Origin of the sequence: Acinetobacter sp. YH12132, from assembly GCF_013418645.1 — a bacterium.
GTDB lineage: Bacteria > Pseudomonadota > Gammaproteobacteria > Pseudomonadales > Moraxellaceae > Acinetobacter > Acinetobacter indicus.
In genome coordinates this window covers 17,928-41,524 of the sequence record NZ_VPBR01000009.1, presented here as the reverse complement: position 1 = coordinate 41,524, position 23,597 = coordinate 17,928, and the positions used below count along the sequence as shown (strand labels likewise).

At 45.9% G+C, this 23,597-nt stretch carries 21 protein-coding genes; 10 read left to right on the top strand and 11 right to left on the bottom strand.

All coding sequences use genetic code 11. From position 1 onward, the window contains the following. Positions 1-5: 5 nt before the first annotated feature. Positions 6-290, top strand: coding sequence for a peptidylprolyl isomerase (locus FTU67_RS10085; protein WP_005175832.1), 285 nt, complete (start codon positions 6-8; stop codon positions 288-290). A 113-nt stretch (positions 291-403) separates the two neighbouring features. Here FTU67_RS10085 and mscL read toward each other — a convergent pair whose 3' ends face one another. Then, positions 404-841 carry a large conductance mechanosensitive channel protein MscL gene (mscL, locus tag FTU67_RS10080; protein ID WP_005175830.1) on the bottom strand — a complete coding sequence of 146 codons (438 nt, stop codon included), beginning with the start codon at positions 839-841 and terminating at the stop codon, positions 404-406. A 174-nt stretch (positions 842-1,015) separates the two neighbouring features. Then, positions 1,016-2,848 carry a translational GTPase TypA gene (typA, locus tag FTU67_RS10075; protein ID WP_180006860.1) on the bottom strand — a complete coding sequence of 611 codons (1,833 nt, stop codon included), beginning with the start codon at positions 2,846-2,848 and terminating at the stop codon, positions 1,016-1,018. Positions 2,849-3,021: 173 nt separating this feature from the next. Between typA and FTU67_RS10070 the strand changes: the two genes are divergently transcribed. The 3 genes from FTU67_RS10070 to FTU67_RS10060 all read left to right on the top strand — a co-directional run bounded on the left by FTU67_RS10070 (position 3,022) and on the right by FTU67_RS10060 (position 6,955). Beyond that, on the top strand, positions 3,022-4,392 hold the full coding sequence (locus tag FTU67_RS10070) for a uracil-xanthine permease family protein (protein WP_016659820.1): 1,371 nt from the start codon (positions 3,022-3,024) through the stop codon (positions 4,390-4,392). A 65-nt stretch (positions 4,393-4,457) separates the two neighbouring features. Further along, positions 4,458-5,492: a class I SAM-dependent methyltransferase gene (locus tag FTU67_RS10065; RefSeq protein ID WP_016659819.1), complete on the top strand. Its 1,035-nt coding sequence runs from the start codon at positions 4,458-4,460 to the stop codon at positions 5,490-5,492. After that, a complete protein-coding gene (locus tag FTU67_RS10060; RefSeq protein WP_005175817.1) occupies positions 5,492-6,955 on the top strand; it encodes an amino acid permease in 1,464 nt (487 codons plus the stop codon). Before FTU67_RS10065 ends, FTU67_RS10060 begins: the two co-directional genes overlap by 1 nt. 80 nt (positions 6,956-7,035) lie before the next feature. Here the strand turns inward: FTU67_RS10060 and FTU67_RS10055 are convergent, their stop codons facing one another. Together FTU67_RS10055 and omp38 are read right to left on the bottom strand one after the other, a co-directional pair. Next, positions 7,036-7,566 (bottom strand): peptidase C39, encoded by a 531-nt coding sequence (locus FTU67_RS10055; protein WP_180006861.1) that lies wholly within the window; start codon positions 7,564-7,566, stop codon positions 7,036-7,038. 98 nt (positions 7,567-7,664) lie between these two features. Next, a complete protein-coding gene (gene omp38, locus FTU67_RS10050) occupies positions 7,665-8,711 on the bottom strand; it encodes an outer membrane protein Omp38 (protein ID WP_005175810.1) in 1,047 nt (348 codons plus the stop codon). A gap of 377 nt (positions 8,712-9,088) precedes the next feature. On the opposite strand from omp38, the gene FTU67_RS10045 reads away from it, so the two are divergent. Continuing rightward, positions 9,089-9,613: a GspH/FimT family protein gene (locus FTU67_RS10045; RefSeq protein WP_016659816.1), complete on the top strand. Its 525-nt coding sequence runs from the start codon at positions 9,089-9,091 to the stop codon at positions 9,611-9,613. 122 nt (positions 9,614-9,735) lie between these two features. Continuing rightward, entirely contained in the window at positions 9,736-10,911 is a 1,176-nt protein-coding gene (locus FTU67_RS10040) for an acetyl-CoA C-acyltransferase (protein WP_104470652.1), read from the top strand. 209 nt (positions 10,912-11,120) lie between these two features. On the opposite strand, the gene FTU67_RS10035 is transcribed toward FTU67_RS10040, so the two are convergent. From FTU67_RS10035 to FTU67_RS10020, 4 genes are all read right to left on the bottom strand, one after another. Beyond that, on the bottom strand, positions 11,121-12,107 hold the full coding sequence (locus FTU67_RS10035; protein ID WP_005175800.1) for a diaminopimelate dehydrogenase: 987 nt from the start codon (positions 12,105-12,107) through the stop codon (positions 11,121-11,123). 242 nt (positions 12,108-12,349) lie between these two features. Further along, the gene (locus tag FTU67_RS10030) at positions 12,350-12,835 is read right to left on the bottom strand and encodes a DUF934 domain-containing protein (RefSeq protein WP_168398942.1); all 486 of its coding nucleotides are present in this window, start codon (positions 12,833-12,835) and stop codon (positions 12,350-12,352) included. Continuing rightward, complete coding sequence (locus tag FTU67_RS10025) at positions 12,828-14,471, bottom strand: nitrite/sulfite reductase (RefSeq protein WP_016659814.1); 1,644 nt, start codon at positions 14,469-14,471, stop codon at positions 12,828-12,830. The genes FTU67_RS10030 and FTU67_RS10025 overlap by 8 nt, the downstream gene beginning before the upstream one ends. 277 nt (positions 14,472-14,748) lie before the next feature. Then, complete coding sequence (locus FTU67_RS10020; RefSeq protein ID WP_016659813.1) at positions 14,749-15,867, bottom strand: CaiB/BaiF CoA-transferase family protein; 1,119 nt, start codon at positions 15,865-15,867, stop codon at positions 14,749-14,751. Between the two features lie 217 nt (positions 15,868-16,084). Here FTU67_RS10020 and FTU67_RS10015 point away from each other — a divergent pair, with 217 nt between their 5' ends. The 4 genes from FTU67_RS10015 to FTU67_RS10000 all read left to right on the top strand — a co-directional run bounded on the left by FTU67_RS10015 (position 16,085) and on the right by FTU67_RS10000 (position 21,135). Further along, positions 16,085-17,095, top strand: a complete 1,011-nt coding sequence (locus FTU67_RS10015) for an AraC family transcriptional regulator (protein WP_034597576.1) — start codon at positions 16,085-16,087, stop codon at positions 17,093-17,095. A gap of 181 nt (positions 17,096-17,276) precedes the next feature. Beyond that, entirely contained in the window at positions 17,277-18,482 is a 1,206-nt protein-coding gene (locus tag FTU67_RS10010; RefSeq protein ID WP_180006863.1) for an acetyl-CoA C-acetyltransferase, read from the top strand. Positions 18,483-18,493: 11 nt separating this feature from the next. After that, positions 18,494-20,626, top strand: coding sequence for a 3-hydroxyacyl-CoA dehydrogenase NAD-binding domain-containing protein (locus tag FTU67_RS10005; RefSeq protein WP_180006864.1), 2,133 nt, complete (start codon positions 18,494-18,496; stop codon positions 20,624-20,626). Between the two features lie 176 nt (positions 20,627-20,802). After that, entirely contained in the window at positions 20,803-21,135 is a 333-nt protein-coding gene (locus tag FTU67_RS10000) for a hypothetical protein (protein WP_016659810.1), read from the top strand. 37 nt (positions 21,136-21,172) lie between these two features. Here FTU67_RS10000 and FTU67_RS09995 read toward each other — a convergent pair whose 3' ends face one another. Genes FTU67_RS09995 through FTU67_RS09985 form a run of 3 tightly spaced genes read right to left on the bottom strand, consistent with a single transcriptional unit; the run spans position 21,173 to position 23,567 of the window. Next, positions 21,173-21,889, bottom strand: coding sequence for an endonuclease/exonuclease/phosphatase family protein (locus FTU67_RS09995; protein ID WP_180057406.1), 717 nt, complete (start codon positions 21,887-21,889; stop codon positions 21,173-21,175). Positions 21,890-21,894: 5 nt separating this feature from the next. Next, positions 21,895-22,323 (bottom strand): GNAT family N-acetyltransferase, encoded by a 429-nt coding sequence (locus FTU67_RS09990; protein ID WP_180057403.1) that lies wholly within the window; start codon positions 22,321-22,323, stop codon positions 21,895-21,897. A gap of 23 nt (positions 22,324-22,346) precedes the next feature. Beyond that, on the bottom strand, positions 22,347-23,567 hold the full coding sequence (locus FTU67_RS09985; RefSeq protein WP_180061711.1) for an SAM-dependent methyltransferase: 1,221 nt from the start codon (positions 23,565-23,567) through the stop codon (positions 22,347-22,349). Positions 23,568-23,597: the final 30 nt, after the last annotated feature.

Sequence of the window (23,597 nt, the reverse complement as noted above, 5' to 3'; positions counted from 1 at the left end):
TACCCATGAAAACGGCCATCGTCCGTCATATTCTGGTGAAAGATAAAGATACTGCCGAGCAGCTAAAAAAGAAGCTGCAAGCGGGAGCAGACTTTGCCAAAATTGCCAAACAGTATTCCACTTGCAACTCAGCCAAACGTGGCGGTGAACTCGGTGAAGTGAAAAAAGGCCAACTGGTCCCAGTGATTGATAAACTGGTCTTTACGGCTGCTGAACGGGTGTTGCATGGCCCGGTCAAAAGCCAGTTTGGTTTTCATTTGGTGGAAATTAAATTCCGGATGGATTTTTAATCCCTCTAAATCCCCCTTTAGCAAAGAGGGACTTCTCCTCTCTTTATTAAAGGGAGGTTGGGAGGGATTCTATAAAAAAACGGCGCCTTTGCGCCGTTTTCTTTTGCTTTCAATTACGCCTGCGGACGTTTTTTCAATTCGTCACGAATTTCACGCAGTAATTCAATATCTTCTGGAGTTGCTGCCGGTTCTGGCTCTGCTTCCTGCTTACGGCGCATTTTGTTCATCAGTTTCACCAACCAGAACACCACCCAGGCCAATAACAGGAAGTTAATGAAGATGGTCAGGAAATTACCATAATGGAAAATGTTCAGACCGGCTTCCTGGGCAGCAGCCAAGGTTTGGACATTGTTCGGGTTATCACCCAGAATCAGGAATTTATTGGTGAAATCGACATCACCACCTAAAATCCATGAAATCAGCGGCATGATCACATCTTTTACCAGTGAATCAATAATCTTACCGAATGCACCACCAATGATGACACCGACTGCCAGGTCCATCATGTTGCCTTTAATGGCAAACTCTCTAAATTCTTTTAAAATGCTCATATGCGCTCCAGAATATATCTTTATTTATGTGATGAAGTATACATAATTACTAGGATTTGATTTCTGCTTAATGTACGCTTTTTTCAATTATTTCCAAGTAGTTTTAGAACATTTAATACAAAAAAAACCGCCAAGTGGACCTGGCGGTTTCTTTTTTCTTCTTAATTTTAAAAATTAAGATTTGTTACGCTTACGTTCGTTTTCAGTCAGGTAACGCTTACGGATACGGATTGACTTCGGCGTTACTTCAACCAGCTCATCATCTTCAATGAATTCAAGTGCTTGTTCAAGTGTGAATTCAATTGCAGGAACCAGAGTTAACGCATCATCCGTACCAGATGCACGTACGTTGGTTAACTGTTTCGCTTTGGTTGGGTTCACCACCATATCGTCTGAACGAGAGTTAATACCCACGATCATACCTTCGTAAACTTCTAACTGAGGTTTAGCGAATAGACGGCCACGGTCTTGCAAGCTGAACAGTGCATAGCCCAAGCAAGTCCCTTGAACCATAGAAATCAGTACACCGTTTTGACGTTTTGCTACAGAACCCTGTTTCATTGGACCGTAGTGCGAGAAGCTAGAGGTCATGATACCGGTACCAGACGTCATGGTCATGAATTCAGAACGGAAACCAATCAGGCCACGTGAAGGAACAGTTGCTTCAATACGGATACGGCCTTTACCGTCCACTTCCATATTGGTCATCTCACCTTTACGGTTACCCATTTGTTCCATCACAGCGCCTTGGTGCTGTTCTTCAACGTCAAACGTTACGTTTTCGTACGGTTCTTGCATTTCGCCGTCAATCTCTTTCAAGATCACTTGCGGACGAGATACACCCATCTCGAAACCTTCACGACGCATGTTTTCAATCAGAACTGAAAGATGAAGTTCACCACGGCCAGACACTTTGAAACGGTCAGGACTGTCAGTATCTTCAACGCGCAGTGCAACGTTGTGAATCAATTCGCGGTCTAGACGTTCACGGATGTTACGTGAGGTCACGAACTTACCTTCTTTACCCGCGAACGGCGAGTTGTTGACCTGGAATGTCATAGACACGGTTGGTTCGTCTACAGAAAGCGGTGGTAATGCTTCAACATTTTTCGGATCACAGATAGTGTCAGAAATATGCAGCTCGTCCATACCGGTTACACATACGATGTCACCCGCAGATGCAGAATCTACATCAATACGCTCTAAACCGTGGTAACCCATGATTTTTAAGATACGGCCGTTACGTGTTTTACCGTCTTTGTCGATGACAGTTACAGGTGTGTTCAGTTTTACAGAACCACGCTGGATACGACCAACACCGATTACACCCACGAAGCTGTTATAGTCCAGTGAAGACACTTGCATCTGGAATGGACCATCAACGTCAACTGCTGGTGGTTCAACGATGTCTACGATGGTTTCAAACAACGGTGTCATATCTTCAGCCAGTTCTTCTGGAGATGGACCAGCCACACCACGTAAACCAGACGCATATACCACCGGGAAGTCTAGCTGCTCGTCAGTACCACCCAGGTTGTCGAACAAATCGAATACCTGGTCAATCACCCAGTCAGGACGCGCGTTTGGCTTGTCGACCTTGTTGATGATCACGATTGGCTTCAAACCACGTGCGAACGCTTTTTGTGTTACGAAACGGGTTTGTGGCATTGGACCTTCTTGTGAGTCAACCAGAAGAAGTACGCAATCCACCATCGACATGACACGTTCAACTTCACCACCGAAGTCGGCGTGTCCCGGGGTATCCACGATGTTGATACGGTATTCAGTATAGGTACGTTTATCTAACCATTTGATTGCAGTGTTTTTTGCAAGAATGGTAATACCACGTTCACTTTCAATAGCGCCTGAATCCATGACACGCTCAATCTCGCCCGCTCGTTCACCGAGAGCACCTGATTGTTGTAAAAGTTTATCTACAAGAGTGGTTTTACCGTGGTCAACGTGCGCGATAATCGCGATGTTGCGGAGAGTTTTAATATCTGACATGTAAATTCGATACGCTTTAAATTTGAGGGCAAATTATACAGAAAAATACTCTCATTTAGTAGTGACACTTTATTGACAATCGAACTTTTTTCGACAGAAGCGACGATTTAAAGTTTGTAAAGACGTGTAACTCGATTAGAATACCGCCACCTAGCCTAATTTGCTTTTGACTTATGTCTGAATTTAATTCATCTCCTGATCAAAAACCGCAACTGGATTTGGTCTATGGTCTGAATGACCGTCCTAAACCGTTTATTGCTTTTCTTGCTGCCTTCCAACACTTATTGGCCATTATTGTCCCGATTGTGACACCAGGTCTGTTGATCTGTCTGGCCTTGGGTGTTTCCAAAGAAGACACCAACATGATTTTATCGATGTCTTTGGTGATTTCGGGGATTGCAACCTTCCTGCAAGCTAAAAAAGTAGGTCCTTTTGGTGCCGGACTGTTAATTGTTCAGGGCACCAGCTTTAACTTTATTGGCCCAATCATCGGGATTGGTTCTGCAATGGTCGCAGCAGGTACACCAGTTGAGTCGGTTATGGCTGCTATTTTTGGTGTGGTGATTGCCGGTTCATTTATCGAGATGGGTGTTTCACAAATTCTGCCATGGGTTAAAAAACTGATTACCCCGCTGGTGACCGGGATTGTGGTCCTGCTGATTGGTTTAACCTTAATTAAAGAAGGTTTAATCAGTATGGGCGGTGGCTATCAGGCCATGTCGGACAAGACTTTCGCCAATGCCGATAACCTGATCATGTCTTGTACCGTTTTAGCGTTAATCATTATCCTGAACCGGATTAATGTGACCTGGATTAAAAGCTCCGCCATCCTGATTGCCCTGATCGTGGGTTATATTGTGGCTGGTTTTATGGGTCATCTGGACTTCTCTGGTCTGCAGGAAGCGCCACTGGTACAAGTGCCAACTCCAATGCACTTTGGTCTGGAATTCTCCTGGAGCCTGTTCATTCCAATGGCCTTTATTTACCTGGTCACGTCTTTAGAAGCGATTGGTGACATCACTGCAACCTCAAAACTGTCGAACCAGCCCGTGGATGGTCCAAAATGGATGGAGCGTATTAAAGGTGGTGTGCTGGTCAATGGTGCCAACTCATTCCTGGCCGGTATCTTCAACACCTTCCCAAGTTCGGTATTTGCACAAAACAACGGTGTGATTCAGTTAACCGGTGTGGCTAGCCGTTATGTCGGAATCTGGATTGCCGCGATGCTGGTGATTTTAGGTTTATTACCGGCTGTTGCGGGCGTGATTCAGGCTGTGCCTCAAGCCGTTCTGGGTGGTGCAGTGATGGTTATGTTTGGTGCGGTAGCCGCATCGGGAATTAACATTTTATCGGGTATTCATCTGGACCGTCGTGCCCTGCTGATCATTGCCATTTCTCTGGCACTGGGTTTAGGGGTTGCACAAGTGCCACAAATTCTGGAACATCTGCCAGAATTATTCCGTAATATCTTTAGCTCAGGTGTTGCGACCGGCGGTATTGCAGCGCTGATTCTGAATATTGTATTACCTGAAACCAAGAAGTAATTTCATGTCCAGAAAACACTGTCTGAGCCGGACTTGGACAGTGTTTTTCTATTGGAGAGCGACTCATGGATGCTAAAAGCGAAGTGCTATTACGACAATATGATTATTTATCAGGTCGTGTGTTACTGATCAATGCGCCTACAGACCAGCTGTTCGCTGAATTCGGTGAATCGGTCCAGCCTTTTTTCTGGACATGGAATTTTAACGATTACCACTATTTTCAGAACCAGACTGCCCCCGTTCATTTTGGTGCCGACTTTCCAGAAGGCGAATTTGATCAGGCGGTTATTTTTGTGCCGAAATCCAAAGAACTGCTGAATTATGTGCTGCACAATGTTGCCGCCCATCTGCAAACCGGCAGCAGTGTTTTTCTGGTCGGTGAGAAAAAAGGCGGCGTCGAACGTGCGGCCAAACAGCTACAGCCTTATGGTAAAGCCTTAAAACTCGACAGTGCCCGTCATTGCCAACTCTGGCAATTAACACTAGACTGCAGCGTCGAGAAAAAAGCACTGGCCGACTGGGCGCAGCGTTATACTGTAGCGACGCCGAAAGGCGATCTACAGATTTGTGCCCTGCCAGGTGTGTTCAGCCAGAACCGGCTTGATATCGGTACAGCGGTCTTCCTACCTTATTTAAGCCAAGTGCCATCGGGTAAAATTGCCGATTTTGGTTGTGGCGCCGGCATTATCAGTGCCTATCTGGCCAAGCTGAATCCAGATAACCGTATCTTCGCGCTGGATGTAGATGCTTTTGCACTTGCTTCAACCCAAATGACTTTTGAGCACAACCAGCTCAATCCGCAGCAGCTTGAGATTAAAGCCGTCAGTGGCATTGAAGATGCACCGCTGTTTTTGCATGCCATTGTCAGCAATCCGCCTTTTCATCAGGGGATTCAGACCGACTATGATGCCAGCGAAAAACTGTGTAAAACTGCGCGCCGCCACCTGAAATCGGGTGGTGAACTGTGGATTGTGGCCAACCGCTTTTTAAATTATCCCCTGTTGATTGAACAGAGTTTTGGCCAGTGTACGGTCAAGGCAGATCAACAAGGTTTTAAAGTGCTGTTCGCGAGCACTCAAAAAAATGTTAAGGAAGTATGATGAGCGAAACTCAACACAGCCGACAGCTGCAGCGTAAGCTCGGTGCTCGCCACTTAAATATGATCGCCATTGGCGGATCGATCGGGACCGGTTTATTCCTGGCCTCCGGTGCGACCATTGCCAATGCCGGTCCGGGTGGTGCATTACTGGCCTATGCCCTGATTGGCGTCATGATCTATTTCTTGATGACCAGCTTGGGCGAATTGGCGACCCACAATCCGACCTCAGGTGCATTCTTTACCTATGGCAGCAAATATGTTGAAGGTGGTTTTGGTTTCGCGCTAGGCTGGAACTACTGGTATAACTGGGCCATTACCGTGGCATTTGAACTGGTTGCGGTACAGTTCATCATGAAGTTCTGGTTCCCGGATATTCCCGGTTTCTACTGGAGTGCCCTGTTCCTGACCGTGGTGTTTGCGATTAATGCCCTGACAGTCAAAGGCTTTGGTGAGTCCGAGTTCTTCTTCTCTTTAGTCAAAGTGCTTGCGATTATCATCTTTATTATTATTGGTCTGGTCATGATCGCCAAGATCATGATGACCCCGGATGTTGCAACTTTTGGTAACTGGAGCCAAGGTGAAGCACCTTTTGTCGGTGGTTTATCAGCCCTGATTGGTGTGGCGATGATTGCCGGTTTCTCCTTCCAGGGCACAGAAATGGTCGGCGTGGCTGCAGGTGAATCCAAAGATCCACAGAAAACTATTCCGATTGCAATCAAACAGATTTTCTGGCGTATCCTGTTGTTCTATATCGTGTGTATTTTCATTATCGGCACCCTGATTGCTTATGATGATCCACGATTACTCCAGGCCGCTGCAACAGATGATGTGGCACTGTCACCGTTTACCTTACTGTATGAACAGGCCGGTTTTGCCTTTGCAGCCAGCGTCATGAATGCAGTCATTCTAACGGCGATCCTGTCTGCGGGTAACTCAGGCATGTATTCATCTACGCGTATGCTGTTTGATATGGCACGTAAAGGCAGTGCACCAAAAGCCTTTGCCCGCCTTGATCCACGTGGCGTACCGATGAATGCGCTGTATGCCACTACAGCCATTGCTGCATTATGTTTCTTGACCACCTTTATTGGTGAAGAACAGGTCTTTAACTGGCTACTAAATATGTCAGGCATGTGTGGCTTTATTGTCTGGCTGGGTATTGCGGTTTCTCATTATCGTTTCCGCAAAGGCTATCTTGCTCAGGGCTATAAACTTGAAGATCTGGCGTATCGTGCCAAGTTCTTCCCGTTCGCACCATGGTTTGCCTTCACTTTATGTGCGATTGTGGTCTTGGGCCAGAACTATCAGGCGGTACTTGATGGTGAGTGGCTGGCTGTGCTTTCCACCTATATCGGGATTTTATTGTTCCTGGCCATCTGGTTAGGCTATAAATGGAAATACAAAACCAAGCTGATTCCTTATCAGCAGATGGATGTCCAGCCGATGAAGATCGACCGTGAATAATTGATTCAGCTTTCTTTAAAAGCACTCAACAAAAAAGCAGTCCAAGTGACTGCTTTTTTTATGATCTCGATAAATGTGGCTTAGCTATAACGCATCACAAAATTTCGGTCATCAATCACAATGGCCTGACGGCAAATGCCCTCTACCTGACGCTGCTGCTCGAAAACCTGTGCTGGCATTGCATCAAAGCTGTCAAAGAAACAGACCTCTTCTGCATCCATCGAATAGATTAAGGAATGATTCCCCACGCCTTCTAGTGTGTCATAGAACACTATCACAAAGCGGCCCTGCTCAACACATGTCTGCAAAGCGCTATAGCTGAGTGCCGGCTGTAGCGGAATCTGTAATTGCTGCGCTTCCTGATAACACAGCACTTCCGTCGGGTGCTGGTGCGGATCAGGATCGGTATGAAAGCTCACCTCAAGCCCCAGCTTTTTCAACCCCACTGCTAGCGCAATTCCGAAAGTGCCATCTTCATTATTATGCCGGCACAGCTGGACCAGATCGGCAATTTCCAGATCAATCCCATAGTGCTGAAAAATCTTCCAAATAGCAAAAATACCACCATTGGCTTCAAGTTGAAGGAGTTGATCCGGAATTTCTGTGCTCATAATCCATCTTACCCAGACTGCGGGATTTTTAAGGCAATAAAATTCCATTATAAAAAAAAACGACTCCGAAGAGTCGTTTTTTCTAAGGTCTACTCAAATTATTGAGCAGCTGCTTCTGGTTGTACAGTAACTGTACGGCTACCAGTGATTGTCGCGAATACACGACGGTTCATAGCACGACCTTCTTTGGTGTTGTTGTCAGCAATCGGTTGATCCCAAGCGAAACCTTGAGTTGACAGACGAGCTGGGTCAACGTTGTATTCGTTTACAAGTGAAGATTTCACAGAGTTCGCACGAGCTAAAGATAAACGTTCGTTCAGTGCACGTGGACCAGTGTTGTCTGTGTGACCTTCGATACGCGCTGTTGCGTTTGGATACTCAACCAGTTTTTCAGCAACTTTAGCGATTTCTGGCTTGTATTGATCTTTGATGTTTGATTTGTTGGTATCAAAGAATACGCGAAGTTCCATGTTCAGGTCTTCAGTCAACTCTTGTGGAGCTGGTTGAACTGGAGCAACTGGCTCAACTGGAGCAACTTCTACCACTGGAGCAGCTGGTTTTAAACGGCCGCCAAGAACAACGTTCAGACCCGCTAAAGCAGTGTAGTTCCAGAAGTCTTCATCGATGTTATAAGTAGCACGTGCTTCAGTACGCAGCGCTAATGCATCGTTTAAGTGCCAGAATGCACCTAGACCCGCATTACCTAAAGTACCTTCTTCTTTAAGACCACGACCTTCACGACCTAAATCGTTGTCAAACTCGTATTTGTAGTGACCAGCACCTAACAATACATATGGCTTAACTTTGCTGTCATAGTTTTTAGTGATCAAATCAGAAGTCGCATAGAAGTTACCATTGATTTGAGTTTGCTTATATTCAGCGCCAGCTTGTTCAGCCATATCACCTTTCACTTGGTTATATTCAGCTTCAAAACCTAACCAAGGAGTCAGTTCAACACCCAATGCAGCACCAACAAATAAATCATCTTCCATTTCAGCAGATGAAGTTAGGTGTTCAGAACCATTGTTGTGTTTAGTGTCTTGGAAAGTGTAACCAAGCATTAATGGAGTAACAGTTACGCCTGCGTTTGCAGCTGCTAAAGGCGCAGCTACGAGCATTGCCAATGCAATACGACTCATTTTCATGGATTTATCCTCCAGAGATAACAAATTGTTGTTCAAGCTCAAGCCTAAAGTTTTGGCTATCCTGAGATAGGCTTTTTTTACCCCAGTTTTCTTTTTAAGCTAGTCACTTTGAATCATACAAACACTTTATTCTTTTTCCAAGTGCTTGATAATTTTAATCAAGTAAATTATTGACAAAATTACTTACAATTTCCGTTGTAATTCGGTAAATTTTTACTCAATTTTTTGTTGTGGATAGCTTATTGTCACTTCCACTTTATTTTAGCAGCTTTATAGAAAGATGCGTAAAAATAATGACAACCTAGAAAAATATTACAAAACAATATTTTGTATTACAGAAACATAATAAAAATATAAAAATTATAGGTCTACTTAGTATGTACCCGATCAAATCTCACACTTCAGGCTTTAGTCTGTTTGAACTCATTGTAGTGATGGCAATTATTGGCATCATCAGTGCGATTGCTTTGCCCCATTTTCAGCAATATCTGGCCCAGCAAGAAGCCAAGCGTATCCGTTATTTACTGCAATATAGTATTAACCTGGCCAAATCCCAAGCGCTCACCTATCGCGCCAATATTGTAATTTGCCCCAGTGCCGATCTGCAGCAATGTCAGAATAATCAATGGAACAGCGGTTTTATTATTTTTATCGATCATAACCGCAACCGAAGCCTCGATTCAGGTGAATCTATTGTCTTAACTGAAAAGACCCGCCTGAAATACGGTAACCTGGAATGGAAAGGCGCCCTGTCTCTGCCCAGTCTCAGATTTAACGCCCAGCAGGGTTTACCTTTAGGCTCTAATGGCAGTTTTTATTATTGTTCAGGTTTTACCCCCAATCAGCGTATTTTCCTCAGTAATCGTGGTTTTCTACGCATAGAATTTCCCAATAGCTGCTAAAACTTATGCGTCTAAAGATGTATGAAAATTACGCTTTATTCTGTGGATTTTTCCCCTATACTGCTAGGGCTTAAGCTCAAAATAAATATTGAATTGATTAGAAACAGATTGGAGATACAACGATGACGGATATCGTAATTGTTAATGGTGCACGGACAGCAATGGGTGGTTTTCAGGGTAGTCTTGCCAGTTTAACCGCACCCGACTTAGGTGCAGCCACCATTCAAGCCGCTATTTCTCGTGCTGGCTTACAACCGACCGATATCGAAGAAGTCATTATGGGCTGTGTTTTACCGGCCGGCTTAAAACAGGGTCCTGCACGTCAAGCCATGCGTAAGGCAGGCTTACCGGATTCAACCGGTGCTGTAACCATTAACAAACTGTGTGGTTCAGGCATGAAAGCGGTCATGCAAGCCGCAGATATGATTAAAGCCGGTTCAGCAACTTACGTGGTTGCAGGTGGTATGGAATCAATGACCAATGCGCCGTATATCCTGCCAAAAGCACGCGGCGGTTTCCGTATGGGCCATGGTGAAGTCAAAGACCATATGTTCCTAGATGGCCTTGAAGATGCAGAAACCGGCCGTTTAATGGGTTCTTTTGCACAGGACATGGCCAATACCAAAGGTTATACCCGCGAACAAATGGATGACTTTGCTATTCGTTCATTAAAACGTGCACAAACTGCAGTGAATGAAGGTTATTTTACCGATGAAATCGTGCCTGTAACGGTGTCTACCCGTAAAGGCGATGTCGTGGTCGATAAAGATGAACAACCATTCAACGCCAATATTGAAAAAATTCCAACACTACGCCCAGCGTTTGCTAAAGATGGCACCATTACTGCGGCCAATGCCAGCTCTATTTCGGATGGTGCATCTGCACTTGTATTAACCTCAGCAGACAACGCTGCAGCAAAAGGTTTACAACCGCTAGCCAAGCTGATTGCCTATGCTTCGAATTCACAGCATCCATCTGAATTTACCATTGCGCCAGTCGGTGCAATTCAAAAAGTTCTGGATAAAACCGGCTGGACGGTTGCAGATGTGGATCTGTGGGAAATCAATGAAGCTTTTGCCATGGTGACCATGTGTCCAATGGACGAGTTCAAACTGGACCCAGAAAAAGTCAACATCAATGGCGGTGCCTGTGCACTTGGTCACCCAGTTGGTTCGACCGGTTCACGTATTATTTTAACCCTGATTCATGCCCTGAAACGTACCGGTGGCAAGCGTGGTATCGCCGCCCTATGTATCGGTGGCGGTGAAGCAACTGCTGTGGCGATTGAGTTGCTTTAATTGAAAGTCTCCCTTTCTTAAAGGGGAGACTTAGAGGGATTCAATCAATCATTCCCAATCCTCTCCTACAAGGAGAGGGCCAGGGAGAGATCTACCCTCTCTCTAACTCTCTCCCAAAGGGAGAGAGAACTACTAGGAAGGAAAATAAAAAGCCTCCACTTGGAGGCTTTTTATCATCACAATTAAAGTAACCGTTTAAATTTTAATACTTAAAGAATTTCTTTACGCAGTTGTTCCGGTGACTTCATCGACAATAAACCTGGTGCAACATCAAATGCGGTTTTCGCACCGTACTGACCCATCTGGTTCATGCGGTAACACGCACGTGCATAAGCCACCAATACGCTTGCCGTAAACTCAGGATTACTCTCCAGTTTCAAAGAGAATTCCATGACTTGATTATGGGCATCGCTGGTATTGCCACTACGAATCACGAATCCACCATGTGGCATACGATTGTGTTCATTACGAAGAGTTTCTTCATCAATGAAGTTTACCGTTGTATTGTAGTCCGCAAAATAATCCGGCATGGTCACAATGGCCTGTTCAACCTTGGCTGCGTCTGCACCCCCTTCAAGTACCACATAGCACTCACGCGTATGCTTATCTCGGGTGCTTAACTCTGGACGTGAACCACTACGCACCTTGTCCATCGCATCGGTGGAGGGAATGGTATATTGCACACCCGCTTTCACACCCTCAACACGACGAATCGCATCTGAGTGACCTTGACTCAAACCTTTACCCCAGAAGGTATAGGTTTCACCGTCTGGAAGTAATGCTTCACCGAACAAACGATTGATAGAGAACATACCCGGGTCCCAGCCAATCGAAATCATGGCTGTTTTCTTGTTCGCAAGTGCTGGCGCATTTACAGCATCAAAGAACTCTGGAATACGTGCGTGTGTATCAAAGCTGTCGACAGTATTAAATTTACTTGCTAATTCAGGGGTCTGTTTAGGCAAATCATCTTTCGATCCACCACATAAAATCAGTACATCAATCTGATTCTGGAAGTCAACCAATGCATCCATATGAAAAACTTTGGTTTCAGTAAAGCAGGGTGAAACAGTTTCAGGCGCACGGCGAGTAAAAATACCCACAAGCTGTAAATCCGGATTCTTTTGAATGGCAGTTTCCACACCACGTCCTAAATTGCCATAACCAGCAATACCAATACGAATAGAATGTTGCATACAGACAAGTCACTTCAAGCTAATAGTTAAACTTTTCCAAATCAGATTCATAAAACGAAGATGATTGGGTGCTTCTTCTGTGGATTCAAGCCATGATTCAGCCTGCTCACAGAATGCACCATATTGTGCCACAATGTTGTATTCGCACCAAATTAAAGCAAAACCAGATGACGATGCTGATCTAAATCTATCGCACAAAAACAAAAAAACCTCCTGACGGAGGTTTTTCGCAACGGGTGAAATTAAGCACCCGTTTGATAACGTGCCTGAGCCACGGCCGTCGAAGCCTGATAAGGATGGGTAAAATCACCCAGACCGACTGCCGCTTCCTGAATATCTTTACCTTCTTTAATCACGAAGGTATCGAAACCGGAACGCTTCATATAGTTCAGTACATCTTTAAATACATCACCTGTGGCACGGAGTTCGCCTTCAAAACCCTGACGGCGAAGCAGTGCTGCAAATGAATAACCACGACCATCGTTAAAGCCTGCAAACTCAATAAAAATGGCATCGAGTTGATCTAACGGAAACTCATTGGTTTCAGGCGAAGCATCTACGGTTAAGTACAGCGCTTTTTTACCTGAAACATTAGCAAGTTGATCGAGCTGCTCAACCGTTAAAACCACATCACCTTGTGGTAACACGCCATCTTCACCAATAATTTGGTAAGTATTGTCTGCAATCGTGCCATCTTTAGAGAGCACTTGTAGTGCGGTATTAAGCATATGCACGCTCCTTAAATGGTTGAATGCCAACACGGCGATAGGTATCAATAAACTCTTCACCTTCCTGGCGCAGGTCAAGATAAGTATTTAAAATTTCTTCCACCACATCTGGCACTTTTTCCGCAGCAAATGATGGCCCTAAGATGTCACCGATTGAGGCATCATGATCAGCATTACCACCCAGGGTAATCTGGTAGAATTCCGCGCCTTTTTTATCAACACCTAAAATCCCGATGTTGCCGACATGGTGATGACCACAAGCATTCATACAACCGGAAATGTTCAGATCCAGTTTACCCAGGTTGTAAATGGTATCAAGGTCATCAAAACGGCGTGAAATCGCTTCAGAAATTGGAATTGATTTGGCATTGGCCAGCGAGCAGAAATCACCACCTGGACAGCAAATAATATCAGTCAAGAAACCAATGTGCGCACGCGCTAGGTTGTGTTGATCCAGGGTTTGCCATAAGGCAAACAGGTCTTTTTGTGGTACATCTACCAGCGCAATATTCTGCTCGTGTGTAGTACGTAATTCACCGAAAGTGTACTGATCAGCCAGGTCAGCAATCAGATTCATTTCTTCCGTGGTGACATCACCCGGGGCAATACCGGCACGTTTCAGTGAAATGGTGACAATACGGTAGCCTTTCACTTTGTGTGCATTGGTATTGATGTTAAACCATTGCTTGAACTTTGGATATTGTGCAAACAGCGCGGTGAAGTCCTCATCTGCATAGTCCTGATAATCGAATGGCGTGAAGTTCTCATCCATTTTTTTCAGGGTGTCTGCATCGACTTTTAAGGTTTTCACCGTATGTGCAAATTCAGCTTCAACTTTCTCGGCAAATACTTCTGGCGTGAGTGCTTTTACCAGAATCTTGATACGTGCTTTATATTTGTTATCACGACGGCCGTGCAGGTTATAGACACGCAGCACTGCTTCCAAGTAAGCAATTAAGTCTTCACGTGGCAGCCATTCTTTAATCACTGCACCGATGATTGGGGTACGACCCAAACCACCGCCAACCATGATTTTATAGCCCATTTCGCCGGCTGCATTGCGTACAATATACACACCAATATCATGGAAAGCAGTTGCCGCACGGTCAATTTCTTCAAGTGCAGATACCGCAATCTTGAATTTACGTGGCAAGAAGGCAAATTCTGGATGGAAAGTCGACCATTGACGGATCAGCTCACAGGTCGGACGCGGATCGGCAATTTCACCAGCGACCACACCGGCATACTGGTCCGTGGTGGTATTCCGGATACAGTTACCTGAGGTTTGAATCGCGTGCATCTGAACTGTGGCCAGTTCAGCCAGCATATCTGGCACGTTTTCTAGTGCAGGCCAGTTAAACTGAATATTTTGACGTGTTGAAACGTGGGCATAACCACGGTCATAGGCCTTGGCCAAGGCAGCGACTTTACGCAGCTGGGTTGAGCTCATTAAACCATAAGGCACGGCAATACGTAACATTGGCGCATAGCGCTGTACATATAAACCATTTTGGAGACGAAGTGGACGATATTCATCTTCTGTCAATTTGCCCGCTAAATAACGTTCCGTCTGGTCACGGAACTGCGCAACACGTTCATTAATCAGTTGCTGATCGAAATCAGTATATAAATACATGGCGTACAGCTAGTAGTTTCATTATAACGACCGACAGGATAGCGACATTTTATCTATCAACAAAATGCGTTTTTTACATATTTCATAGCGATTTTATTGATAAGTCAGCTGGACTTGCGCTGTAAGCAAGCCTTTGCAGCCATTCATTATTATTTTCTGGATCTTTCATTATTTTTTGCGTTATTTAGCATTTTTTTTCATAAGATGTTTATCCTCACTTTTGGGTCTGGATAAACATCTTATATTGGCTGATAAACCTCTTTTATAGACCGGCGCGTTACCAGTTCCCCTGCCCCAAACCTTGGCCACGGAAATCATAACGAGCTTTGGAGCGCGAGAATTTAATCGGGCAGGCCAACTGCGCTTCAGTGTCTGGGCTGTCCTGTTCCAGTGGCACTTGAACCACCCATTCGCGTTGCTGGGCCAGTGGTGAATGTAGTGCTTCTTCTAAATACAGCACCGGTTCGACACAAACATCCTGCTCGGCAAATATTTGCTGCCATTCTACCCAGCTTTTGGATTGAATTTTATTGCCAATGGCCTGTTTCACCGCCTGCCGGTCGTCTGAATCAAAAGAACTTCCTTTTTCCACAATTAGTGGCAACTCCAGGACCGCGGCCAGACCTTGCATAAATTGTGGCTCCAAACCACCGATCGAAAGATAGCGGCCATCTGAGGTACGATAATAGTCATAAAAAATCGCGCCATTTAAATGGCCAGCTTCGGGACGCTGCTGTTCCTGTCCGGCCAGGCTGGCTGCCGCAGCCATATTGTTTAAGGCCGCCACACAGTCAGTCATGGAAATATCAATATATTGTCCCTGTCCGCTGCTTTGCCGTTCAATGACGGCGGCCAATATACCGACCAGCGCATGTAGTGAGCCACCTGCAACATCAGCAATCTGAATGCCCATTGGCGGTGGCCCAGACTGTGCCCGGCCACTATGCCCGGCAATACCGGAAAGCGCTAAATAATTGATATCATGTCCAGCCTTGGCCTGATAAGGACCGCTTTGTCCATAGCCGGTAATGGAACAATAAATCAGTCCGGGATGAATTTCTGCCAATGTGGCATAATCCAGCCCCAAACGCTGCATTACCCCAGGGCGAAACTGCTCAACCACAATATCGTAATCTTTAATTTTGGCTTTAATTTGTGCAATGCTGTCCGGGTCTTTTAAATCCAGCGTCACCGACTGTTTATTGCGGTTCAGGTAACTGTGCGAAGTCGCCTGGCCATTGGCATAGGGCGGAAATAGCCGGACCAGATCGGGACGGTTCGGTGATTCAATATGCACCACTTCTGCGCCTAAATCGGCCAGATAAAGCGTGGCAAATGGTCCGGGTAACAAGGTGGAAAAATCTAAAACTTTGAGTCCATTTAAAGCGTATGACATTGGAGTTTTTACTCTATTTGTGTTGATTTTTTCATCATCTTAGAAATATAAAAGCATAAACACAATGTCATGTTCAGCCATTTACCTTGATCATTTCGGCAATTTAATATGTGAAAATGGCAAAACAACTCAAGTAAATTGCCAAAAACTTTATTTTTAATGTCATTTAGGTCAAACATACGTGATTACCAAAGACAAAGAGTCAGAAGGCTTTAATATGAGCCGCGATACCATCAGTATCCACTTCGTAAATGCGGCTCTAACCGGTGTCAAACGCCTTGGCATGGACGTCGAGACCTTATTATCACACGTGGGTATTGAGGCCGAGCTGTTACGCCAGCCCAAAGCGCGAATCTCGCCAGAACAATATACCCGTTTTATTAAAATGCTGTGGATGGTGACTCAGGACGAGCACATCGGCTTTGATGTTCAAGGCCGCCGCTTAGGTACTTTTGCCATCATGTGCCAGCTGATCATCCATGCCAAAACCTTGGGTGATGCCTTAGAACTGTCCTCCCAGTTCTATAAACTGTTTGGCGATGAATGGTCGGTGACGCTGGAACGTGACAAACACGAAGCCCGTCTGGTGCCGTTAATTCCTAAGAGCATGGACCCGGACCACTTTATTACTGAAAGTATGCTGATGATCTGGCATGGTCTGGCATCGTGGTTAATTGAACGCCGTCTGCCGCTGGAACGTGTCCACTTTGGTTATGAGCGCCCTGCCCATGCCGATGAATATGATGCGCTGTTCTTCGCCCCAGTGATGCAGTTTGATATGCCGCGTACCGAAATTACCTTTGCGGCCGACTATCTGGACTTGCCAATTCGCCAGAATGAAGAAACCCTGGAAGAATTCCTGAAAGCGGCACCGGCACAGTTATTAGTGAAATTCAAAAATACCAACTCTTTAACTTCACGAATTCGTGATGTCCTGAAGAGCCAGATTGGCGAAGAAATGCCAACCTTGAATGATGTTGCCTCAATGCTGTATCTGTCGCCGCAAACCCTGCGCCGCCGTCTGGCAGCCGAAGGTAAAAGCTATCAGGGCGTCAAAGATGCCTTACGTCGTGATGCCGCGATTCACCTGTTGCTGAATCCGGAACTGACGCTAGAAGATGTAGCGCAACAGGTCGGCTTTAGTGAAACCAGTACCTTCCACCGTGCCTTTAAAAAATGGACTGGAGTGACACCAGGGCTATATCGCCAGCTACACGGTTATCACTAAACATTTTTTAGACAACGTCTTTTCAGGTTTGATCTTCCTCTCCGCCCTCACCGCCAAGTGAGGGCTTTTTTTATTGGCGAAAAGCATCATCTGACCTCGCCCGTTCTCGTCATTGCACTTCATCAATTAATCATTACACTCAAAAAGCATAACAATTTAAAACTCATCAAAGGGATAGCACATGAGCGAGGCTTATATTATTGATGCCATTCGCACACCACGCGGAAAAGGAAAAAAAGATGGTTCACTCTATGAAGTGAAACCAATCAGTCTGGTCACCACCCTGTTGCGTGAATTAGAACAGCGCCATCAGCTGGATACTTCACAGGTCGATGATATTGTGCTGGGCTGCGTCACACCGGTCGGTGATCAGGGTGCCGATATTGCCAAAACAGCAGCGATTGCTGCCGGCTGGAACAATGATGTGGCAGGTGTGCAGATCAACCGTTTCTGTGCCTCAGGTCTAGAAGCCGTGAACTTGGCCGCGCAAAAAGTCCGCTCTGGCTGGGAAGATCTGGTCGTCGCCGGTGGAGTGGAGTCAATGTCCCGCGTACCAATGGGTTCAGATGGCGGCCCGTGGGCGCTGGACCCGGAAACCAACATGGCCTCGAAATTTGTCCCGCAAGGCATTGGTGCCGATTTAATTGCCAGCATTGATGGCTATAGCCGTGCCGATGTCGATGCCTTTGCCGAGCAGTCACAAAAGAAAGCCGCGGCTGCGCAGGCCAATGGTCATTTTGAGCGTTCAATTGTGCCGGTCAAGGACAAAGCCGGTGTTGTAATTCTAGCCAAAGATGAATTTATTAAGCCGAATACCACCGCGGAAGGCCTGGCCAAACTCAATCCAAGTTTTGAAATGATGGGACAGATGGGTTTTGATGCCATCGCCCTGCAAAAATATCCTGAAGTCGAGAAAATTCAGCATGTGCATCATGCCGGTAACTCCTCCGGTATTGTCGATGGTGCCGCGCTGGTGTTATTGGCCTCGAAAAAAGCCGTACAGGAACAGGGTTTAAAACCGCGCGCCAAAGTGCTGGCCACGGCACTGGTTGGTGCTGACCCGACCATCATGCTCACCGGTCCTGCACCGGCAGCCCGTAAAGCTCTGGCCAAAGCTGGCTTAAGCATTGAGGACATTGACCTGTTTGAAGTCAATGAAGCTTTTGCGGCGGTGGTGATGCGGTTTATTAACGAGATGCAGGTCGATCCGGCCAAAGTCAATGTCAACGGCGGTGCAATTGCCATGGGTCATCCACTCGGGGCCACCGGTGCCATGATTTTAGGCACCCTGCTGGATGAGCTGGAACGTCAGGGCAAAAAACGTGGTCTGGCCACCTTATGTGTCGGTGGCGGTATGGGTATTGCCACCATTATTGAACTGGTTTAAGGAGGAGCCGCATGAGCGCTATTCAATTCGAAAAAAACGCCGACAATATTGTAATCTTAACGCTAGACTCGCCAAACCAGTCCACCAACACCATGAATGCAGATTTCCGTGCCGCTTTGGCGGAAACCGTGGAAAAACTCAAAGCCGATGAACAGATTGCCGGAATTATCTTCCGTTCGGCCAAAAAAACCTTCTTTGCCGGCGGTGATCTCGATGAACTGATTCAGGCTCAACCGGAACAGGCCAGCGATTTTTTCCAGATGGTGGAAGGCATGAAAGCCCAGCTGCGTTATATCGAAACGCGTGGTATTCCGGTGGTGGCTGCCTTAAATGGCACAGCTCTTGGCGGTGGCTGGGAACTGGCGCTGGGCTGCCATCACCGCATTGCCTTGAATGACCCCAAAACCAGATTCGGTTTACCGGAAGTGACTTTGGGCCTGCTACCAGGTGGCGGCGGCATCGTGCGAATGGTACGTCTGCTCGGCCTGCAAACCGCTTTTCCATTTTTAATCGAAGGCAAACAGTTTGGGGTAGAAAAAGCTCTGTCTTTGGGCTTGATCCATGACACGGCCGACTCAGCAGATGAAATGCTGCAAAAAGCCATCGACTGGATTCAAACACATACGAAATCACAACAACCGTTTGATGTAAAAGGCTATAAAATTCCGGGTGGTGATCCGAAACATCCAGCCGTGGCGCAGATGCTGGCGATTGCTCCGGCGATTTTACGTGACAAGACCAAAGGCTGTTATCCAGCACCGGAAGCAATTATGTCGGCTGCGGTCGAAGGTGCACAGGTTGATGTCGATACCGCACTGACCATTGAATCACGTTATTTTACCTATCTGGCGACCGGTCAGGTCTCTAAAAATATGATTGGCACCTTCTGGCATGGCCTGAATGCCATTAAATCCGGTGCCAGCCGCCCACAGGATATTCCGCAGTGGCAGGCGAAAAAAGTCGGTATTTTAGGTGCCGGAATGATGGGTGCCGGAATTGCCTATGCTGCAGCCATTAAAGGTATTGCGGTTATCCTGAAAGATGTTGCTATAGAAAATGCAGAAAAAGGCAAAGCCTACAGCCAGAAACTGCTGGATAAAAAAGTTGCTCAAGGGCGGATGACTGCGGAAAAACACGACCAGATTCTGGCACGCATTACCCCAACGGCCTCAGCGGCAGATCTGGCTAGCTGCGACCTGATCATTGAAGCGGTGTTTGAAAATCAGCAATTAAAAGCACAGGTGACCCAGGAAGCCGAAAGCTATCTGGCTGCCGATGGCGTGATGGCCTCTAATACTTCGACCCTGCCCATTAGCGGTCTGGCACAAGCTGCGAAAGATCAAAGCCGTTTTATTGGCCTGCATTTCTTTAGTCCGGTCGATAAGATGCAACTGGTTGAAATTATTAAAGGCCAGAACACCAATCGTGAAACCGTGGCCAAGGCCTATGACTTTGTCCAGCAGATTGGCAAGACGCCTATTGTGGTCAATGACAGTCGTGGTTTCTTTACCAGCCGTGTGTTTGGTACCTTTGTGCAGGAAGGTCTGCGTATGCTGGCAGAGGGCATCCATCCGGCCAAAATTGAAATGGCCGCGCTCAAAGCCGGGATGCCTGTTGGACCGCTGGCGATTCAGGATGAAGTCTCGCTGACCTTATCCGAGCATGTCGCGGCAGAAACCCGCAAAGCCTTGCAGGCGGAAGGCAAAGAACGCCCACGCTCAGGTGCAGATGAAGTCATTGAAACCATGATCCATCAGTTTAACCGTAAAGGTAAAGCAGCCGGCGCCGGGTTCTATGACTATCCTGAAGGTGGCAAAAAATCGCTCTGGGAAGGCCTCAGTTACTGGAAAAAAGAGCAGACTGTCGATGAGCAGGAACTGATTGACCGCTTCCTGTTTGTCCAATCGCTGGATACTTTGCGCTGTCTGGAAGAAGGCGTGCTGGAATCGGTGGTAGATGGTAACGTCGGCTCGATTTTCGGGATTGGTTTTGCCCCGTGGACAGGTGGTGCCCTGCAGTTCCTGAATCAATATGGACTAAAAGATGCGTTAAACCGAGCACAAGCTCTGGAACAACGCTATGGTGAGCGTTTTGCCCCACCGCAGTTATTGAAAGATAAAGTCGCGCAAGGCGAACAAATTTAAACCCATCCATCTGGGTAGCATTCAAGAGGCCTTTAGGGCCTCTTGTCTGTTCTGGCGACAGTATTGAGCCGCGCCTCGGCGCAAGGAAAGCATTTTCTTGGCTTGGACTTTGAAATAATTATGTTATAAAGTTTCAACAGATTCAGTTTTCTTTTTATCCAATTGGGCAGTTTGTTATGACCGACCACTCATCTCCAGAAAAATCTCCTTGGGGTTGGAAAGCACTTATTATTTTCTCGGTTTTAGGTGCGTTATTTCTTGGCCTGTTCTATCTTGCCGTGAGCAATGAACCGGACTATATGCCAAGCCAGCAGAATAAACACAACACCCAGCAACATGCATTTAAAAATGCGCCTGCCATGTCTGAAGAGGCTTTGGCCAAAGCTCAGGCTGACCGCGAAGCGCGTGAAGCTCGTGCGGCTGCCAGCGCAGAACAGCATCAGATGACCGAAGCGGAACACGCTGCCATGGATGAAAGCCATGAGCAAGCACCTGCACATGGGCACTAATTAAATACCATTTGAAAATAGACTCTACTCTTAGGGTCTATTTTTCAAACTTGGGTGCTAGATCAAAATATAGTGGTAAATGATCACTCAAACTTAGCCAAGGTGTTTGATCTCCCACCTGCATGCTAGCTTGATCTATTTTCCAAAATTGCTCAGAAGCAAACATATAATCAATATGATATGCCTTCGCTAAATTTCGCTGTAAAAAGAATGTTGCTTGACTTTCCTGCCCTTGTTTCTCATTAGAAATGTGATGGTAAAGACTCTTTATTTTTAGATCATTAAATATACGTATGACATCGGAGTGATTCCACCACCGATCCCAAACATCCCACTGTGAGTTGCTGTTAAAATCTCCACCAATAATGAGCGGAATATTTTGCATTTTTAGTTGATGTAACTGTAAATATTTCCAAATTTGACCAATATATGCAAAAGTTGGAAAGTTTGCATGTTTTGCCCATACAGCAAGGAGCGTAAAGGATTGATTAACTTGAATAGGTAAAAATAGTTCTAGTTTGTTGTCTTGCCAATCTAATACTTCTAGTGATAAAGCATCTTTTGTAAAAACACCTATGCCTTTATTCTTATTATTTCCTTTCCAAACAAAATTAGAAAAATATTGTCGATAAATTTTCTTTGCCTGTTCCGTATGCTCACATTCCTGAATAATATAAATATCGGCATCAAATTGAAGAATAGGCTCAATTTTATTTCTAAAAGCACCATTACAATTCCATGTCACAATCTTCATTGTATTCAACTTTCAAACACTAAATGCATGTCTACATGCGCAATACCACAATCTAAATACGATTCACCCTCCACCTGAAAACCCAAGCTTTGATAAAACGGAATCGCGTGTTCCTGCGCAGACAACTTGACCCACGGACGTTGCTGCTGCTTTGCCATCTGAATAATATGCTGCATTAGAACACGTCCCACACCTAAACCACGCTGTGACTTCAGTACCGCGACCCGCCCAATACTGTGATTTTCCAATAAGCGTGCTGTTGCAATCGCCTGCTTTGCTATATAAACCACAAAATGCAAGGCAACTGCATCCTGTGCATCCCATTCATCTTCAGGGGCAATCTGCTGTTCCTGAATAAAGACTTGCTCACGAATAGATTTGGCCTCTGTCGCAAACTGTCCCCAAGTGCCCGATTGAATTTCATAATTTTGCATCTTTTTATCCTGATCCATCTTGCTTAGCACTTCGAACCAATGCCCTGTTGATCCCATTGATCGTTCAACAACAACTCCAAAGAATGTCTTTGAATACCGTACATGGTTTTTAAATCACGAATTTGTGCCAAAATTGCTTGATCAGGTTCACTCCAATTTTGGCGTTTGGTTGCCAAAATCATTTTGTTCTTACTGGTATGTTCCAAAGAGACAAACTCAAAAACTTTGGTGTCATAACCATAAGCTTTGAGCAATAACGCACGAATGGTATCGGTCAACATTTCTGCTTGTTGTCCTGCATGAATGCCAAATTGTAGCATCGGTTGCAGCACTTTGGGTGCCTGTAACTGCGGACGTAACTCTTTATGACAACACGGCGCACACATAATCATTTGTGCATTCAGGCGAATGCCGGTGTGAATGGCAAAGTCGGTGGCGACATCACAGGCACGCAAGGCAATCATCACATCGAGCTGTTCCGGTGCATAGGTACGGACATCGCCCTGGAAAAAGTCCAGTTGCTGAAAGCCGGAATCTTGCGCCACCTGCTGGCAGAACGCGACCATTTTCGGATTCAGTTCCACACCGGTCACATACGGCGTCTGCTGATGCTTGGCCAGATAGTCATACAGGGCAAAAGTTAAATAGCCTTTGCCAGAACCAAAATCGACAATATGCAAGGGCTGATCTTGAGTGTTGAGTTGCTCCACCGCCCCGGAGAAAATTTCCACAAATTTATTAATCTGTTTCCATTTTCGCGCCATGCTCGGAATGATCTGGCCATGCTGATCGGTAATGCTTAAATGCTGCAAAAATGGGCTGTCCTGTTCGACATAACGCTGTTTGCTGCGGTCATGACCTTGCGCGACACTTGCCGGTGCAGTCTCAGCTTTTTTCTTGTTCACCATCAGCATGGCTTTTTTCTTGTTCTTTTTCAGCTGCAGGTCTTCATCTAAGGTCAATAAATTGGCCTGTTTGCAGCAGCCTAGCAGTGCGCTGACCTGAGCCACTGCCTCAGTGAGCGGATAGTTTTTGGTGACATCCTGGGTTTTATATCGGTACACACAGTTCAGTACAGCTTCATTTTGCAAAGAAATGACCCGGAAGGTCATTTTTTCCAGCTGTTCAAGTTCACCTTTGTACTGACTCAGAATTAAACGCTCAAAACGCTGTGTTTCAATGGCTTGCTGAAACGCATCTAGAAATTGTTGTTCCGGATTGGGAGAAGTCGCCAATTGAGACATGAGTAAAACCTGAAATGAATTGCAGCTAAA

What these genes read in the sequence shown, in the direction of transcription:
- FTU67_RS09985 (WP_180061711.1), bottom strand. Translation starts at nt 23,567, where the DNA reads ATGTCTCAATTGGCGACTTCTCCCAATCCGGAACAACAATTTCTAGAT.
- FTU67_RS10060 (WP_005175817.1), top strand. Translation starts at nt 5,492, where the DNA reads ATGAGCGAAACTCAACACAGCCGACAGCTGCAGCGTAAGCTCGGTGCT.
- omp38 (WP_005175810.1), bottom strand. Translation starts at nt 8,711, where the DNA reads ATGAAAATGAGTCGTATTGCATTGGCAATGCTCGTAGCTGCGCCTTTA.
- FTU67_RS10005 (WP_180006864.1), top strand. Translation starts at nt 18,494, where the DNA reads ATGAGCGCTATTCAATTCGAAAAAAACGCCGACAATATTGTAATCTTA.
- mscL (WP_005175830.1), bottom strand. Translation starts at nt 841, where the DNA reads ATGAGCATTTTAAAAGAATTTAGAGAGTTTGCCATTAAAGGCAACATG.
- FTU67_RS10055 (WP_180006861.1), bottom strand. Translation starts at nt 7,566, where the DNA reads ATGAGCACAGAAATTCCGGATCAACTCCTTCAACTTGAAGCCAATGGT.
- typA (WP_180006860.1), bottom strand. Translation starts at nt 2,848, where the DNA reads ATGTCAGATATTAAAACTCTCCGCAACATCGCGATTATCGCGCACGTT.
- FTU67_RS09995 (WP_180057406.1), bottom strand. Translation starts at nt 21,889, where the DNA reads ATGAAGATTGTGACATGGAATTGTAATGGTGCTTTTAGAAATAAAATT.
- FTU67_RS10045 (WP_016659816.1), top strand. Translation starts at nt 9,089, where the DNA reads ATGTACCCGATCAAATCTCACACTTCAGGCTTTAGTCTGTTTGAACTC.
- FTU67_RS09990 (WP_180057403.1), bottom strand. Translation starts at nt 22,323, where the DNA reads ATGCAAAATTATGAAATTCAATCGGGCACTTGGGGACAGTTTGCGACA.
- FTU67_RS10015 (WP_034597576.1), top strand. Translation starts at nt 16,085, where the DNA reads ATGAGCCGCGATACCATCAGTATCCACTTCGTAAATGCGGCTCTAACC.
- FTU67_RS10085 (WP_005175832.1), top strand. Translation starts at nt 6, where the DNA reads ATGAAAACGGCCATCGTCCGTCATATTCTGGTGAAAGATAAAGATACT.
- FTU67_RS10070 (WP_016659820.1), top strand. Translation starts at nt 3,022, where the DNA reads ATGTCTGAATTTAATTCATCTCCTGATCAAAAACCGCAACTGGATTTG.
- FTU67_RS10010 (WP_180006863.1), top strand. Translation starts at nt 17,277, where the DNA reads ATGAGCGAGGCTTATATTATTGATGCCATTCGCACACCACGCGGAAAA.
- FTU67_RS10025 (WP_016659814.1), bottom strand. Translation starts at nt 14,471, where the DNA reads ATGTATTTATATACTGATTTCGATCAGCAACTGATTAATGAACGTGTT.
- FTU67_RS10065 (WP_016659819.1), top strand. Translation starts at nt 4,458, where the DNA reads ATGGATGCTAAAAGCGAAGTGCTATTACGACAATATGATTATTTATCA.
- FTU67_RS10035 (WP_005175800.1), bottom strand. Translation starts at nt 12,107, where the DNA reads ATGCAACATTCTATTCGTATTGGTATTGCTGGTTATGGCAATTTAGGA.
- FTU67_RS10020 (WP_016659813.1), bottom strand. Translation starts at nt 15,867, where the DNA reads ATGTCATACGCTTTAAATGGACTCAAAGTTTTAGATTTTTCCACCTTG.
- FTU67_RS10030 (WP_168398942.1), bottom strand. Translation starts at nt 12,835, where the DNA reads ATGCTTAATACCGCACTACAAGTGCTCTCTAAAGATGGCACGATTGCA.
- FTU67_RS10040 (WP_104470652.1), top strand. Translation starts at nt 9,736, where the DNA reads ATGACGGATATCGTAATTGTTAATGGTGCACGGACAGCAATGGGTGGT.
- FTU67_RS10000 (WP_016659810.1), top strand. Translation starts at nt 20,803, where the DNA reads ATGACCGACCACTCATCTCCAGAAAAATCTCCTTGGGGTTGGAAAGCA.